Below are 17,018 nucleotides of genomic sequence, written 5' to 3'. Positions count from 1 at the left end.
TTATCGTGTATAAGTTTCCTAATCAACTCAAATTTTAGTGTCCGCCAGACACAACTGGAGTCAGATCACCGGTATGAGGTGCAATCCAGCCCGCATCGTAGAAAGACGCTGTTGCTGGCTCTAGGAAGAACATGATGCCCATCAGACCTACAATCGCCAAAACGACAGTGTATGGCAATGCCATCACTACCATTCGACCGTAAGACAGACGAATTAGCGGTGCTAGTGCAGACGTTAGTAGGAATAGGAAAGCGGCTTGACCGTTTGGCGTTGCAACAGAAGGTAAGTTTGTACCGGTGTTGATTGCAACTGCTAACAGGTCGAACTGTTCACGCGTGATCAAGCCTTCCATAAGGGCTGATTTCACTTCGTTGATGTATACCGTACCTACGAATACGTTGTCCGAAACCATCGATAACAAACCGTTTGCAACGTAGAAGAGGGCAAGCTGTGTGCCTTTGTCTTCAACGGCTAACACGGCGTCAATAACAGGTTTGAATAGCTCTTGGTCAATGATTACTGCAACGATCGAGAAGAAAACCGCGAGTAGGGCTGTGAAAGGCAGAGCCTCTTCAAATGCTTTGCCCATTGAGTGCTCTTCAATGACGCCAGTAAATGACGTTGCTAGGATAATGACAGACAGACCAATCAGGCCAACGGCTGCTAAGTGAAGCGCTAACGCGACAATCAGCCAAACGGCGATAATACCTTGTACCCACAGTTTTGCGACGTCTTGGTTTGTACGTGTCTTACGTTCTTCGCGGTCAAAGTCCACAAGGATTTGACGTACGTTATCAGGCAGTTGTGCGCCGTAACCAAATACTTTTAGCTTCTCAACCAATGCACAGGTAATAAGACCACAGATAAATACTGGTAACGTCACAGGAGACATACGGATTAGGAATTCACCAAATAACCAACCCGCTTGGTCTGCAATGATAAGGTTTTGAGGTTCACCAACCATCGTTGTTACGCCGCCCAGAGCGGTACCCACACCAGCGTGCATAAGCAGCGAACGTAGGAATGCACGATAGTTTTCAAGGTCATCACGAGTCAGTTCTGTGATGGTGTCGTCTTGAGTATGGTCGTGATCGCCAATTGGGTTACCTGAAGCAACTTTGTGGTAAATCGAGTAGAAACCAACTGCTACGCTGATGACAACAGCGATTACTGTCAGCGCATCTAGGAATGCTGACAAAAACGCGGCTGCGAAACAGAATGCAAGCGAAAGCAGAGTTTTTGAACGAATACCAAGCAGGATTTTGGTGAAGATGAACAGCAGAAGCTGTTTCATGAAGTAGATACCCGCAACCATGAATACTAAAAGTAGTAATACTTCTATATTCGCAACCAACTCATGTTTTACTTGCGCTGGGCTGGTCATGCCAATAGCAATAGCTTCAATTGCAAGTAAACCACCAGGTTGTAATGGGTAGCATTTTAAGGCCATTGCAAGCGTGAAAATAAATTCCGCGACGAGCAACCACCCAGCAACAAATGGATTTATTAGGAAGAAAACAATCGGGTTAATAATAAGGAAGGCTATAATGGCAACTTTGTACCAATCAGGCGCTTTACCAAGGAAATTCTTGATAAAAGCGTTTCCGAGCGATATCGGCATGATAATTCTCTTTATAACAATATTATGAATAGACACTACAATTAGCGCTCAAGTATCTGTTTGTTAGACTTATTAACTAGTCTTTTAAAACAATAACTTAGTAAAACAACAATCCTTTGTTTTATTGTAGTTTTGCCAAGTTACTTCCCCTGAACTCAAGCACCGCTCACTTTCGATCGCAAACTCTACACTCCGGCTTTTATTAGTCAATAACAAAACGTAATGCTTCCGACTAAAACTACTTTTTAAGTGTAATAACGCGATCAAAACGGCGTTACTATATCATGGAAAGCTTGAAAAAATCCCCTTGGATTTTAAATGACGCCAAGTGACGAGAAAAGATCAATTAAAAAGGAATATTAACCAGAGAATACAAATTTATTTTGCATATTATAAACATAAAAATGTGACGTACTTGTCGTTATTTTTTCTCTATTTGTGTTCGGTTTCTTTTTTATAAAATACAAATTTTACGGCTTTGAACTGCTTCACTAAGTATCTTAAATTCAGCGAACGTGTAGAGTATTAACTCTATATTGAGGGATCGTTTCAATAATTGATCGTAAATTTTCTCAAATCGTTAAGTAGTGGTATGATGAGTAGTATCGACCCTCAGAAATCAATATTGGATAAAAAGTAGAATGGTCATTAAGGCGAAAAGCCCTGCGGGATTCGCAGAAAAATATATTATCGAGAGCATTTGGAACGGCCGTTTTCCTCCAGGCTCAATTTTACCTGCTGAGCGCGAGCTGTCCGAACTGATTGGTGTTACTCGAACGACTTTACGAGAGGTTCTTCAACGACTAGCACGTGATGGATGGTTGACTATCCAACACGGTAAACCAACAAAAGTTAACCAATTTATGGAGACATCTGGTCTGCATATCTTGGATACGTTGATGACGCTAGACGTCGATAATGCAACAAATATTGTAGAAGATTTGCTTGCGGCACGTACCAACATCAGCCCTATCTTTATGCGTTATGCATTCAAGGCGAACAAAGAAAACTCTGAGCGTACAATCAAGAACGTAATTGAGTCTTGTGAAGCGCTTGTGAATGCATCGTCTTGGGATGATTTCATTGCCTCTTCTCCGTATGCGGATAAGGTGCTTCAAAGCGTTAAAGAAGACAACGAAAAAGATGAAGCAAAGCGTCAGGAAATCTTGATCGCGAAAACATTTAACTTTTACGATTACATGTTGTTCCAACGCTTAGCATTCCACTCTGGTAACCAAATCTACGGTTTGATTTTCAATGGCTTGAAGAAGCTGTATGACCGAGTTGGCAGTTACTACTTCTCTAACCCTGCCTCACGTGATTTGGCGCTAAGATTCTACCGTCAACTGCTAGAAACTTGTGAAACGGGCCAGCGTGAACAATTGCCAGTTGTAATTCGCCACTACGGCATGGAAAGTGCTCAAATATGGAACGAGATGAAAAAGCAGCTACCAACCAACTTCACTGAAGATGATAGCTAAGCATTGAGTGAGCAAAGTTAGAAAAAACCGCAGGCAATGCCTGCGGTTTTTTATTGCTCGTTACTTACGGCTTTTGATCTAGTTCCTCATGCAATTATGTCGAAAAATGAGTCTTTCAGGCTAATGAGAGTCTGGGCAAAGGCAAATACAGTGTTTCGACAATATCTGATAGCACGTGATCATAGGTATTGAAAATCGTCAGTGACAGATCTGAGGTGATGCCATAAAGTTCTTCTTCTGTTAGTCCGGTGTGTTTTCCTTCGACATAGTCGTTTAACGCTTGTGTCGAACGTACGGAGATCGGCGCTGCGATAGTCAATGGTGCTATTACCGCTAACTGATTCAGTTTACGTGTCATTACAGATGCGTAGTTCTTTACTCGAACGCTTCCTCCTTGTTCGTTTAAGTCTTGAATGCTAATACGAAGTTGAGTCAAGGTTTCGAGGCTATCGATAATGGTTTGCCAATTCATGTGGTACTCATCATGCAACTCATCTCGTTGCTCAACTGCTAGCCACGCAATAGTGACTTCATCCATTAAGAACAAACAATGTCGAATCAGCTTTCCGTGCTCCATTTGATTTCTCGCGATGCTGTTTTCCTGCCATTGTTCGAGCAACTTACTGACTTTTATCTGTAACACACGATACATGGGTTTATTTTCAAAGCGCGATGTTTCCAACAAAAGGTGCAGCTTGTTGTTGAGAGCATGATGGATCTCTTCTATTTCTCGCTCATAGTTTTGTTGGGATTGAAGGGAGTTATGTGTGATTGCTCGATGACGTCTAAGCAAGTTAACGACATCGCGAAGTAGGGTAAGCAACTGATACTTTCGTGCATGTTGCTGTTCGCGTTTTGTGGAAAGGTGGTAAATGCCGGCTAATATGGCGACGGATAATAACGTTGAAATCAAAACAAACATAACCAACTCCTTGTTAGTGTTTGGACCTAGCAAGAAGGAATTTGCAGTTTTGATGCCAATTAAAATTACTTTAAAAACAAGTAGTTAAAATTTGAACCTAAATGTTTTGCGCGTTATTGGTGCAGAATCTCCCCAATAATGTGAATTTGATCAAAAAAAATCCCCGCCGAGAGAGGCGGGGATTGAACTCATTTCAAGCGTAACGTAAGGGAATTACATTACACGCATGCCAGGCTGAGCGCCTTCGTGTGGCTCAAGAATCCATAGGTCGCTACCACCAGGGCCTGCCGCTAGGATCATGCCTTCAGACATACCGAATTTCATCTTACGAGGTTTTAGGTTCGCTACCATTACGGTTAGCTTGCCTTCTAGCTCTTCAGGTTTGTAGGCTGATTTAATGCCAGAGAAAACTTGACGAGTTTCACCACCGATGTCCAGTTGGAACTTAAGCAATTTGTTTGCTTTAGGCACTTCTTCACAAGAGATGATGCGAGCGATGCGCAAATCCACTTGAGCAAAAGTATCAAACTCAATCTCGTCCGCGATTGGGTCTTTGCTTAGCTCAGTTTCTGTTTTAGCCGCTTCAGCTTTCTCTTTCGCTGCCATTTCTGCTGCAGCGTCTTCTTTCGATGCTTCGATCATCGCTTCGATGTTCTTTGGATCGATACGGTTGAATAGCGCTTTGAACTTAGTGATTTCGTGGCCAGTGAGTGGCTGAGCAATGCCTTCCCAAGTTAGCTCTTGGTTTAGGAATGCTTCAGTACGTGCAGCAAGAGCTGGCATTACTGGCTTCAAGTAAGTCATTAGTACGCGGAACAGGTTGATACCTACAGAACAGATTTCTTGTAGTTCCTGATCTTTGCCTTCTTCTTTCGCTACAACCCAAGGGGCTTTCTCGTCAACGTATTGGTTTGCTTTGTCCGCAAGTGCCGTGATTTCACGGATAGCACGGCCAAATTCGCGAGCTTCAAAAAGCTCTGCGATACGGTCAGCCGCTGCCACGAATTCGTTGTAAAGCTCTGGTTCAGCGAAGCTGTCAGACAGTTTGCCTTCGAAACGTTTAGCGATGAAGCCTGCGTTACGAGATGCTAGGTTAACGATCTTGTTGACTACGTCAGCGTTAACGCGCTGAGTGAAGTCTTCAAGGTTAAGATCTAGATCGTCAATACGGCTGTTTAGTTTCGCTGCGTAGTAGTAACGTAGACATTCTGGGTCTAGGTGATCGAGGTACGTGCTTGCTTTCACGAATGTACCTTTCGACTTAGACATTTTCGCGCCGTTTACCGTTACGTAGCCGTGTACGAATACGTTGTTTGGTTTACGGAAGCCAGAACCTTCAAGCATTGCAGGCCAGAATAAGCTGTGGAAGTACACGATGTCTTTACCGATGAAGTGGTAAAGTTCAGTTTTACTGTCTTTGTTCCAGTATTCATCGAAGTCTAGATCGTCACGTTTGTTACATAGGTTTTTGAATGAGCCCATGTAGCCAATAGGTGCATCTAGCCATACGTAGAAGAACTTGTCTTTTTCGCCTGGGATTTCGAAGCCAAAGTAAGGTGCGTCACGCGAGATATCCCATTGTTGCAGACCAGATTCAAACCACTCTTGCATCTTGTTCGCGGTTTCTGATTGCAGAGAACCAGAGCGAGTCCACTCTTTTAGCATGCTTTCAAACTGAGGCAGGTCAAAGAAGAAGTGCTCAGAATCTTTCATTACTGGCGTCGCACCAGAAACTGCAGATTTAGGATTGATCAGTTCTGTCGGGCTGTAAGTCTCGCCGCAGTTGTCACAGTTATCACCGTACTGATCTTCAGACTTACACTTAGGACATGTACCTTTTACGAAACGATCCGGTAGGAACATCTCTTTTTCAGGGTCGAAAAGCTGAGAAATAGTACGGCTAGAGATAAAGCCGTTTTTCTTTAGCTCTAGGTAAATGTGAGATGCCAGTTCGCGGTTCTCTTCTGAGTGCGTGCTGTGGTAGTTATCAAAGCTGATATCAAAGCCAGCGAAGTCTTTTTGGTGCTCTTCGCTAACAGCGGCAATCATCTCTTCTGGAGTAATACCCATCTGTTGCGCTTTAAGCATGATTGGCGTGCCGTGAGCATCGTCAGCACAGATGAAGTTTACAGTGTTGCCGCGTAGGCGTTGGTAACGAACCCAAATGTCCGCTTGGATATGCTCAAGCATATGGCCAAGGTGGATCGAACCGTTAGCGTACGGAAGGGCACAAGTTACCAGCAGTTTCCTTGAAGGAAGGTGTCTTGGATCGTTTGCCATACTTAATATTCGCTTTTCTTGATAGGTATAAAAAAATTTTGATGGATAATACTACCCCATGAACTCACTAACTCCAAGGTGTCAAACCGCGGAATGCCTTAGTTTTTTAGGGTTCTGGTTATGTCGGGTCGGTGGTAGCATGGTACTCAAAAGGAGGACTTATGCATCAGTTCACTTCAAAACAAGATTTTTGTCATTGGTTTAATCAATTTCAACATCCACAGTTAGTGGAAAACTGGGCCGATATTCACGGCGTTGTCACCATCACCGCTCAAGGTGAAGTGAAGATTACATTGCCATTTGCTAGTAATGAGCTTCAGCGCACATTGCAAAAATGGATTCAACAACAGCAAGCATCCAAAGCTGTAGCCGCGTTTCCGTTTCACATTGAACTCGGCGTAAAAGCACTAGAAACGCAGGTTTCTAATGCGGTGAAAGGTGTGAAGAATATCATTGCGGTGAGCTCTGCAAAGGGTGGGGTGGGCAAATCCACAACAGCCGTTAACTTAGCCTTGGCTATCGCGCAGTCGGGAGCGAAGGTTGGCCTATTGGATGCCGATATATACGGTCCATCGGTTCCGATGATGCTCGGCCAGGAAGATGCGAAACCAGAAGTTCGCGATGGCAAATGGATGGAGCCTATTTTTGCTCACGGCATCTATACTCATTCTATTGGCTATTTAGTTAATAAATCTGAAGCAGCGATCTGGCGTGGCCCTATGGCATCGAAAGCGTTAGCTCAGCTATTGAATGAAACCGATTGGCCAGATCTGGATTACCTAGTGATAGACATGCCTCCAGGCACGGGTGATATCCAGTTGACGTTGTCACAACAAATTCCTGTTACCGGCACGGTTTTGGTGACGACGCCACAAGATTTAGCGTTGGCAGACGCGCGCAAAGGCGCTGCAATGTTTAACAAAGTCAATGTGCCAGTAGTAGGTGTGGTCGAAAATATGAGTTACCACATTTGTAGCCAATGTGGCGCGACTGAACACATCTTTGGTATGGGTGGCGCGGAGAAAATGTCTCAAGAGTTTGGCTTAGCGCTATTGGGCCAAATTCCGTTGCATATTTCTATGCGAGAAGACATTGATGCTGGTGTGCCAACCGTTGCGAGACGACCTGACAGTGAGCATTCAGGCTACTACAAACAGCTTGCAGATCGAGTGTGTAGCACAATGTTTTGGCAAGGCAAAGCGAAACCAGATGCAATCAGTTTTACAATGGTAAACTGAGGTTGGTGGTTGAAAGTTGCACATTTTAACGTTTGCCCGGAGGTTAATCCTCTGGGCAGGCAGAAACTTATGACTAAACTCTAATTCCAGCTAGTAACTACGGGGTGAACTCCCTATAATCAGGCAGTTTATCTTTTTATGTGACTAGAAATCATCATCGGGTGCAAACTAATGTCTGATAATAATCAATGCGTCATCGTAGGTATTGCTGGCGCTTCTGCTTCTGGAAAAAGTCTGATCGCGAGCACAATTTACAATGAGCTTCGCGCGAAAGTAGGCGATCATCAAATCGGTGTCATCACGGAAGATTGCTACTACAACGACCAAAGCCACCTAAGCATGGAAGAGCGAGTAAAGACGAACTACGATCACCCGAGTGCGTTGGACCACGACCTATTGTGCGAGCACCTAGAGAAGCTTGTACGTGGTGAGGCCGTGGAAGTGCCTGAGTACAGCTACACAGAGCACACAAGAACAAGTAACACCACCACAATGACCCCTAAAAAGGTAATCATTTTAGAAGGTATCCTTCTTCTTACTGACCCTCGTCTTCGTGACCTGATGCACGCGACTGTATTTATGGATACGCCTCTGGATATCTGCCTACTTCGCCGCGTTAAGCGTGACGTTGAAGAGCGTGGCCGTACAATGGAATCCGTTCTTAAGCAATATCAGCAAACTGTTCGTCCGATGTTCATGCAGTTTATCGAACCTTCTAAGCAATATGCGGACATCATCGTACCTCGTGGCGGTAAAAACCGTATCGCGATCGATGTACTAAAAGCTCACATTGCAAAACTTTTGAAAGCTTAAGTCTTTAGACGGCTATATCGCTTTATTTTTCTGATAAGAAGTGGCACTTTAGGTGCCACTTCTTTTTTTGTTTTTAAATTAGTCAGTTGCATGTCAAAACCGGATGATTTTCACGCTTTTGTGGAACTCTCGGCGGTAAATCTAGTCTGCGCTTATAATTTTAAAAACACACGAGCAAGGAAAAACAAATGAAGAAACTGCTCTTAGTTCTCGCGATACCTTTTGTGGTATTTGTTGCTGCAATTTTAGCGTTAACTATTTTTGTCAATCCAAACCAATTTAAGCCACTGATTGTTGAGCAAGCTCAGAAACAGACAGGGTTAGAGTTGGTGATTGAAGGGGATATCAGTTGGCAATTCTTCCCATCAATTGGTTTTGAATTGGGAAGAACCGAACTGCGTAACCCGCAAGGTTTTAGTCAGCCAAATCTTTTTAAAGTCGACACTGTCGGTGTTGATGTTTCTGTCACACCACTTTTTAGCAAACAACTTGAAATCGGTAACATTACTTTAGATGGTGCGGAGTTCTACGTTGAAACGAAGAAAGACGGCAGCAAGAACATTGATGCTCTAACGAAAGCGCAAACTCAACAAGCAGAGCAACCGAATGATACTGCACCAGATCAAAGTGGTGAATCGCAGTCTGAAGGCTCAGATTGGAGTATCAACCTGGCTGGTGTTACGGTTTCTAATGGCTCACTAGAAATTCAAGACAAGCAAGCCGGCAATTACACCAAGCTGTATGATGTATCGTTGAACCTTTCCGAATTTGCTTTTGACAGCTGGACGACAGCTGACTTTGGTGTGAAAGGCGAAATGAATGACCAGAAGTTTACAGCAGAAGGTAAGGCAGACTTTAAACTGGCGAAAGGTCTTGCCAGTTATACGTTGAAGAACATCAATGTTGATGCGACGTACACTGATCCAAACAACACTATTGAATCGGCAAAAATTGGCTTAGATACATTTGAATTCGATAAAGTAAACAATCTTAACTACGCGCTTAAAGGCAGTGCGGCTGGTATGAAGCTGGACATGCAAGGCGGTGGGCAGCTTACGGTTGACCAAGCGATTAGCAAAGTGTTGTTGAATAAGCTTACGCTGAAATCAAGCTTTGAAGGTGATGCTTTGCCACAATCACCAATGAAAGTTGATATGGTCTCTGACCTTTCATTTGACCTAAATAAAAGCCACCTTAGCTTTATTCTAGAGAAGTTAACCGCAAACGCGATTGCATTGGATGGTAAAGCCGATGTGACATTGGGAGACATTCCAAAAATACGTTTTGCTCTTCATAGCTCTAATATCGATTTAGATGAATTCTTAGGCTTGGATAAACAAGCACCAGCAAGCGAAAAGCCAGCATCTGGTGGTAAGAGTGCATCCGCGGGGCCTGAAGTTGAGCCGGATCTTTCAGCACTGAAAACGCTGGATGTCAAAGGTGATATCACCATCGATAAGTTCAAAGCGGCTAACGCAAAAATGGAAGCGGTAAAAGCGAGCTTCACTGTCAATCGTGGTGTGTTTGACGTCACATCATTTAGCTCGAAGTTGTACCAAGGCACAATTTCAGCAACAGCAAGACTAGATGCACGTAAGACGCCAGCGACTTACAGCGTGAAAAAATCAATCAAAGGTGTGAAAGTTCAACCGCTACTGATTGATGTTGCTAACAACGACAAGTTAGAAGGTACGGGTAATATCGACGTGAATGTCCAAGGTAGCAGTTTGACGCCGACAGGTATCAAACAGAACCTTGCTGGTACTGTAGCGATTAACTTTGCTGATGGTGCGGTAAATGGCATCAACGTTGCTCAATTGATTCGTGAAAACTACGCGCGATTCAAAGGGCAAAAAGTTGAAAGTACCAACGAAGTGAAGAAAACAGACTTCAGTGCGATGACCGCGACGTTGAAACTAAACAAAGGTGTGGTATCAACGGACAACTTACATGCTCAATCACCGTTACTACGTGTGCGTGGTAAAGGCAGTGCAAACTACATCAATGAGACGGTCGACTTTACTATCAGTACTTCAATTGTGGGTACGCTAGAAGGCCAAGGTGGTAAAAACATCGATGAGCTGAAGGACATCACGATTCCAATCAATGTGTCTGGTAAGTGGGCGGACCCTAAATTCAAACTCGTATTCGATGATGTTCTTAAACAGAAAGCTCAGAAAGAAATTGACCGTGGCGTAGAGAAGCTAACGGACAAAATTAAAGATGAGAAAACCAAAGAAGCGGTCGATGGTCTGTTGAAGAATCTTTTCAACTAACCACGTGTTGAAAGTGAAAGGGTTGGCATTGTGCCACCCCTTTTTTCATTGTGCTGCAAGCTTTACCAGTCGACGCCTTTCAGCGCTTTTACGCCAGATTCAAATGCGTGCTTTACATTCTTCACTTCAGAAACGGTATCGGCCATTTCAATTAGAGTGCGATGTGCACCACGACCAGTAATCACAACCGACTGCATTTTTGGGCGATTGTTTAACGCTTCGACCACTTCGTCCAAATCGATGTAACCGTAACTCACCATGTAAGTTAGCTCATCGAATAAGATGACATCAATAGAGTCGTCTTGCAGCATACGCTTACATTCTTTCCAGACCAGTTGCGCTGCTTCGGTATCGGCGGTTTTGTTCTGCGTCTCCCAAGTAAAACCAGTCGCCATAACTTGGAATTCTACTCCCAATTTTTCTAGCAAGTTGCGCTCGCCGTTGTCCCAAGTGCCTTTGATAAATTGAGCCACGGAACACGTAAGGCCGTGACCGACGGCGCGAGCAATCGTGCCAAAGCCAGATGTCGATTTACCTTTACCATTACCAGTAATGATCAGCAGTAGACCTTTCTCTTCTTGAGCGGCCGCAATTTTTGCGTCTACCTGTTCTTTTACTTTTTGTTGGCGTGCCTTATGGCGTGCTTCTTTATTTTCTTCGATAGACATAATACTTCCTTAAGTCCGTTTCGTGCTTTGCCCGCGGTAGCTTGGGTTCATTGAATTATCTCGCTATGATAGACCAACATATCGTGAAGAAAAACCATCGATAATTCAGGGAATAAAATGAAGAGAATACTCGTTGTTTGTATGGGAAATATTTGCCGTTCACCAACCGGTGAGGCCGTTCTGAGAGCTAAAGCGGAAGAGTTAGGTGTCGATGTCGACATTGATTCGGCTGGGACAATTGGCTATCACACCGGAAACACGCCAGACTCAAGAGCCATGGCGGCAGGGAAACAACGTGGCTATTCGTTTAAAGGAATGCGAGCACGCCAAGTGTCAGTGCAAGATTTCGAAGACTTCGATTTGGTACTGGCTGCGGATAAAGCAAACTTGGCTGACTTACTCGATATTTGTCCTGCAGAACATCGTCATAAAGTCTCGCTATTTTTAAGCCACTCTAATTCGAGTTATGACGAGATCCCAGATCCTTACTATGGTGGAGATGATGGATTTGAGTTGGTATTGGACTTAATCGAAGAGGCGTCGGTAGCGGTTTTGCAGAAGCTGTAATTATCACGATATCAGATAAATAATAAAAGGGATGAGCATTGCTCATCCCTTTACGCATAGATTAGCCAGCTAAAATGTCGGTTGCGACTTTGTAGCTAGGGTCTTCTTTCACGTTGATTTCGACTAGACTGCCAGCTTTGTCGAGTAGTTTGCGACAATCCGGACTTAGGTGACGAAGGTGAAGCGTTTTGCCGATGGAAGCGTAGCGCTCTGCTAGCGTTTCAATTGCCTCAATTGCCGAGTGGTCTGTGACGCGAGAGTCTGCGAAATCGACAATCACATCTTTAGGATCTTCTGGCGCATTAAACAGCTCGAGGAAGTTTGCTGCTGAACCAAAGAAAATTGGACCGTGAATTTTGTACTCTTTTGAGCCTTCTGCGTTCAAGCAAGTATCTGCGTAAATGTGCTTCGCATGTTGCCATGCAAACATCAGCGCCGAAGCGATTACACCAACCGCGACCGCAACAGCAAGGTCAGTCAGTACTGTAACGACTGTTACTAGTACGATAACGAAGAAATCTTGCTTTGGTACACGGCGAGCCAACTTAAATGTTGCCCATTCGAATGTGCCAATCACAACCATGAACATCACACCAACTAGGGCTGCTAGTGGAATCATTTCAATCAACGATGACGCAAACAAAATGAACATCAGCAGAGCTACAGCCGCTACGATGCCAGACAGACGGCCACGGCCACCAGAGTTTACGTTGATCATTGACTGACCAATCATTGCACAACCACCCATCGCGCCGAATACAGAACATGTCATGTTTGCCATGCCCTGACCGATACATTCGCGGTTAGATTGGCCACGAGTATTCGTCATTTCGTCTAAAACGGTCAGCGTTAGCAAAGATTCAATTAGGCCGATGGCCGCAAGGATCACTGCATAAGGCAAGATGATTTGCAGAGTCTCTAGCGTAAATGGTACTGATGGAATAGAGAAGGTTGGCAAAGAGCCTGCTAGTGTAGCGGCTTCATTACCTGACATAGAACGTAGGAAGTCGACAACTGTACGTGTCTCTAGATCTAACCCAACAACTAGTGCAGTAACGGTTACGATAGCAACAAGTGAAGATGGTACTGCTGTTGTAATTTTCGGCAAGAAGTAGATGATCGCCATGGTCAGCGCAACCAAACCTAGCATTAACATCATTTGATCTTGTGGAAGCCAAGTCAGCACGCCATTCATGTCTGGAGCCTTGAATTGTCCTAATTGCGCGAGGAAGATAACAATCGCTAGGCCGTTAACAAAACCTATCATTACAGGGTGTGGAACGATTCGAATGAATTTGCCCAATTTAAATAAACCGGCAGCAATTTGCAGAATACCGGCCAACATAATGGCAGCAAATAAGTACTGAACACCGTGGCTCGCAACAAGAGAGACCATTACTACAGCCATTGCGCCTGTAGCACCAGAGATCATGCCTGGGCGACCACCAAAGATTGAGGTGATAAGGCCAACGATGAATGCTGCGTACAGACCAACCATTGGGTCTACACCAGCAACGAATGCAAATGCTACGGCTTCAGGGACAAGTGCCAGGGCAACCGTCAAACCTGATAGCACGTCATTTTTAATAGAGTGCTTAGAAAATTGCGGGAATTCGAACATGTTTGTCTTTAAGTTCTCGTTGAGATGAGTTTATCCCGACACATATTCGTATTTGCATTAACCACTAAGTGATGAAAATACATTCAAGGTACTTAGTGTAAACCGTAGTAATAAAAGAGCAGCAGTAGAATGGTGTCGAAAACTTGAGTTGGCGAATGCTACCGAAAAGTGTGATTAAGTTCAAGAATGATACGGATAATGAACCACAAATGTGATCCGTCGTTGATATTAATATGACCAATTACGCTAGACCGAGAACAAACAAAAAAGGCCACCTTTCGGTGGCCTTTTGATTCTAGCTTTCAAGCTATCGCAATGATATTCAAACTTAGTTGAAGTTTGGCTTTGTCATTGCTGCAGAGGCGCGGTTTGTTGCCACTTGGCTACCAGCACCTTTAGCTTGGTAGCGTTCAGCTTTAAACGGCGCTGCGGCTACTTCGATTTCACGTAGTTCTTGAGGGCCAGGTGCTTTTGTCATTGGTGCGCTAGCTCGTGGCTTAGCAACAACGTTGATAACTTCAGCTTTCATCTCTGGCGCTGCTACTGGAGTTTCAACGGCAACTTCTGTTGCTGCTTCTTCCACAGTTTCTGCAACGACTGGCTCTTGAACCGGAGCTTCTTCAACAACTGTTTCTGTTGTTGCTTCCGCAACAGGTGCTTCAGCCACTTCAACGATCGGCTCTACAGGAGCTTGATCAACCGCTACTGGCTCTGCCTTTTCAGGCGCTACAGCTTCAACAATCGGTGATTCAGCTTTAGCTTCTACTGTTTCTTGAACTTTAGGTTCAACAACAGGTGCTTCAGCTACCGCTGGTTGCTCACGACGGATGATGACTTTACCCATTGCCATTTCAGGGCAAGCAAAACCACCTTGCATAGCAGGTACAGTTGCAATTGCCACAACCGCTTCTTCCTGAACTCGCTCTTCCTTCTTAGGCGCTGGTTTTGGAATGTAACGTGGCATCACTTTACCCATTGCCATCTCAGGAGATGCTACACCGCCTTTGCGCAGACGGAATGGGTTAGGACGACGATCACGACCACGACGACGACGTTGACCACTTGCTCGTAGGTGACGAGGAGAACGACGGTTACGACGTTGTTTCGATTCACCTTGCTTGTTGTCTTGCTGTGCGTCTGCTGCTGTATCAACGGCTTGATCTACTTGAGACTCAACAGGTTCAATTGCTTTCACTGCTGTTTCTTCTACTTGCTCATCGGCAAGTTGATCTTTAACACGAACAGATTTGTTCAGTTTGCGACGTTGACGGCGCTCTTTGACTTTCTCTGTTTTCGCGTTTGCTTTCGCTTTATTCTCTTCAGGCTTCACTTCTGAGCGAGCTTCAGCCGCAAGTTGCAAGCCTTTTTCCGCTACTTTTGCGTTTGCTTTCGGCTCTTGAGCTTTTTCAGCTTGTTGAGGTTTTGGCTTACGCTTCTGGCTACGGTTTGGTTGCTGTTTGTTTGCAGGCTGTTGAGCTTCGTTTTGCTCATTAGCTTGCTCTTCACGAGGCTTACGGCGACGACGGTTATCACGGTTTTCACGACCTTCGCGGTTATCGCGTTGGTTGCTACGACGACGGTCGTTGCGATCGCGTTTGTTGCGCTTGTTGTCGCGGTTTGATTTCTTCTCTTCTTGTTTTGGTTCTTCTTTTACTTCTTCAGAACCACCAAATAGGAAGCTACCTAGTGCTTTAAACAAACGGCTGAATAGGCCAGGTTTTGCTTCTTGCTCTACTTCTTTCTTCTTCGCTACCGGCGCAGGTTTAGAAACAGGAGCTGGAGCGGTTTGAGCTGGCGCTGCAAAGCCCTTAAGAACTGGCTCTTCGATTCGCTTAGGTTTGATGTCTGTTTCAGAAGGTTCTTTACCTTCTGCTTCTTTCATTGCTTCCAACTTCTTAGGAAGTAGGTAAGAAATTAAATCAAACTCTTCACCTTCGCGTACGCGAATTACTTCAAAGTGCGGTGTTTCCATGTCTGAGTTAGGAACAACCGTAATTTTCACTTCTTGAATTCGTTCGATATGGTTAACCGAGCGACGTTTTTCGTTCAATAGGTAAGATGCGATTGGCACTGGTACTACAGCCAATACTTGAGCTGTGTTGTCTTTTAGTGCTTCTTCTTCAATCAAACGAAGAACAGAAAGTGCTAGAGATTCGTTGTCACGAACAACACCTGTGCCGCTACAGCGAGGACAAATGTGGTGGCTTGCTTCTGCAAGAGAAGGGCTCAATCGTTGACGAGACATCTCTAGAAGACCAAAGCGTGAGATACGACCGATTTGTACGCGAGCACGGTCTAATCGAACTGCTTCACGTAGGCGGTTTTCTACTTCACGTTGGTGGCGTACTGGTGTCATATCGATAAAGTCGATAACCACTAGACCACCTAGGTCGCGTAGACGCAATTGACGAGCGATCTCGTCTGCTGCTTCTAGGTTGGTATTAAGTGCTGTTTCCTCGATATCACCACCCTTAGTTGCACGAGCAGAGTTGATATCGATAGAAGTCAGAGCTTCCGTTGGGTCGATTACGATAGAACCACCAGATGGTAGGCGCACTTCACGTTGGAAAGCCGATTCAATTTGGCTCTCGATTTGGTAGTGGCTAAACAGCGGCACTTCGCCTTCGTACTTCTTAACGCGGTTGATGAAATCTGGGCGAACCAATTGAATGTGCTCTTTCGCACGTTCATAAATGGTGTTGCTGTCGATAAGGATTTCACCAATATCACGACGTAAATAGTCACGAATTGCACGAACGATAACGTTACTTTCTTGGTGGATTAAGAATGGGGCAGGGTTAGAGTCTGCCGCGCCTTTAATCGCGCTCCAATGGTTCAGCAGTACGTTCAAGTCCCACTCAAGTTCTTCTGCGCTCTTACCAACGCCAGCAGTACGAACAATCAGACCCATGCCTTGAGGCAGTTCTAGAGTGCTTAATGCTGCTTTTAGTTGAGTACGCTCATCACCTTCGATACGGCGAGAAATACCGCCTGCACGAGGGTTGTTTGGCATAAGAACAAGGTAGCTACCCGCAAGAGAAATAAACGTGGTTAGAGCTGCGCCCTTGCTACCACGTTCTTCTTTTTCTACTTGTACGATTACTTCTTGGCCCTCAGTCAGCACTTCTTTAATGCTTGGACGGCCTTGGTAGGTATAACCTTCAGGGAAGTATTCGCGGGCAATTTCTTTTAGAGGGAGGAAACCGTGACGCTCAGCACCGTAATCAACAAATGCGGCTTCTAAGCTTGGTTCAATACGTGTGATACGTCCTTTGTAGATATTCGCTTTTTTAGATTCATGTCCTGGACTCTCGATATCAAGATCGAAAAGTCGCTGGCCATCAACCAGAGCGACACGCAACTCTTCTTTTTGAGTTGCGTTAATTAACATTCTTTTCATTGAAAATTCTCGTTGTCTTTTCTTTTATATCTTTCTTGTCGACTTGCCACGTTTTTTTCGCTGTTTCACGGTGCCTGATCCCATGGCTAATATTTTGCAGCCTCCCGGCTGGAAGGGGATGCTCTGGGGCA

The 17,018-nt window shown here is 44.7% G+C and carries 11 protein-coding genes; 5 read left to right on the top strand and 6 right to left on the bottom strand.

All coding sequences use genetic code 11. The features are described 5' to 3' along the window. Positions 1-34: 34 nt before the first annotated feature. Positions 35-1,621 (bottom strand): Na(+)/H(+) antiporter NhaB, encoded by a 1,587-nt coding sequence (gene nhaB / locus ACF8CV_RS23355; RefSeq protein WP_005461506.1) that lies wholly within the window; start codon positions 1,619-1,621, stop codon positions 35-37. Positions 1,622-2,262: 641 nt separating this feature from the next. Between nhaB and fadR the strand changes: the two genes are divergently transcribed. Further along, positions 2,263-3,102, top strand: a complete 840-nt coding sequence (fadR, locus tag ACF8CV_RS23350; RefSeq protein ID WP_005461531.1) for a fatty acid metabolism transcriptional regulator FadR — start codon at positions 2,263-2,265, stop codon at positions 3,100-3,102. 115 nt (positions 3,103-3,217) lie between these two features. Here fadR and ACF8CV_RS23345 read toward each other — a convergent pair whose 3' ends face one another. After that, a complete protein-coding gene (locus tag ACF8CV_RS23345; protein ID WP_138937589.1) occupies positions 3,218-4,024 on the bottom strand; it encodes a hypothetical protein in 807 nt (268 codons plus the stop codon). A 213-nt stretch (positions 4,025-4,237) separates the two neighbouring features. Further along, positions 4,238-6,304 carry a methionine--tRNA ligase gene (metG, locus tag ACF8CV_RS23340; protein WP_029835280.1) on the bottom strand — a complete coding sequence of 689 codons (2,067 nt, stop codon included), beginning with the start codon at positions 6,302-6,304 and terminating at the stop codon, positions 4,238-4,240. Between the two features lie 161 nt (positions 6,305-6,465). Between metG and apbC the strand changes: the two genes are divergently transcribed. The 3 genes from apbC to ACF8CV_RS23325 all read left to right on the top strand — a co-directional run bounded on the left by apbC (position 6,466) and on the right by ACF8CV_RS23325 (position 10,631). Continuing rightward, positions 6,466-7,542, top strand: a complete 1,077-nt coding sequence (gene apbC, locus ACF8CV_RS23335; RefSeq protein WP_024700301.1) for an iron-sulfur cluster carrier protein ApbC — start codon at positions 6,466-6,468, stop codon at positions 7,540-7,542. Between the two features lie 171 nt (positions 7,543-7,713). After that, positions 7,714-8,355: a uridine kinase gene (gene udk, locus ACF8CV_RS23330; RefSeq protein WP_005461598.1), complete on the top strand. Its 642-nt coding sequence runs from the start codon at positions 7,714-7,716 to the stop codon at positions 8,353-8,355. Positions 8,356-8,543: 188 nt separating this feature from the next. Continuing rightward, positions 8,544-10,631 (top strand): AsmA family protein, encoded by a 2,088-nt coding sequence (locus tag ACF8CV_RS23325; protein WP_138937588.1) that lies wholly within the window; start codon positions 8,544-8,546, stop codon positions 10,629-10,631. A gap of 62 nt (positions 10,632-10,693) precedes the next feature. Here ACF8CV_RS23325 and cobO read toward each other — a convergent pair whose 3' ends face one another. Beyond that, positions 10,694-11,299, bottom strand: coding sequence for a cob(I)yrinic acid a,c-diamide adenosyltransferase (gene cobO / locus ACF8CV_RS23320; RefSeq protein WP_017448356.1), 606 nt, complete (start codon positions 11,297-11,299; stop codon positions 10,694-10,696). Between the two features lie 117 nt (positions 11,300-11,416). Between cobO and ACF8CV_RS23315 the strand changes: the two genes are divergently transcribed. Continuing rightward, positions 11,417-11,866 carry a low molecular weight protein-tyrosine-phosphatase gene (locus tag ACF8CV_RS23315; RefSeq protein ID WP_005462468.1) on the top strand — a complete coding sequence of 150 codons (450 nt, stop codon included), beginning with the start codon at positions 11,417-11,419 and terminating at the stop codon, positions 11,864-11,866. A gap of 61 nt (positions 11,867-11,927) precedes the next feature. Here ACF8CV_RS23315 and ACF8CV_RS23310 read toward each other — a convergent pair whose 3' ends face one another. Then, positions 11,928-13,487, bottom strand: a complete 1,560-nt coding sequence (locus ACF8CV_RS23310) for a SulP family inorganic anion transporter (RefSeq protein ID WP_017448358.1) — start codon at positions 13,485-13,487, stop codon at positions 11,928-11,930. A 328-nt stretch (positions 13,488-13,815) separates the two neighbouring features. After that, a complete protein-coding gene (rne, locus tag ACF8CV_RS23305) occupies positions 13,816-16,887 on the bottom strand; it encodes a ribonuclease E (RefSeq protein ID WP_020838712.1) in 3,072 nt (1,023 codons plus the stop codon). Positions 16,888-17,018 lie beyond the last annotated feature (131 nt).

The sequence above is a fragment of the Vibrio sp. zbq_1 genome, from assembly GCF_043102935.1.
In the GTDB taxonomy this organism is placed as follows: domain Bacteria; phylum Pseudomonadota; class Gammaproteobacteria; order Enterobacterales; family Vibrionaceae; genus Vibrio; species Vibrio parahaemolyticus.
Note: the sequence above shows the minus strand (reverse complement) of the source record. Positions and strands in the feature narration are given on the sequence as shown.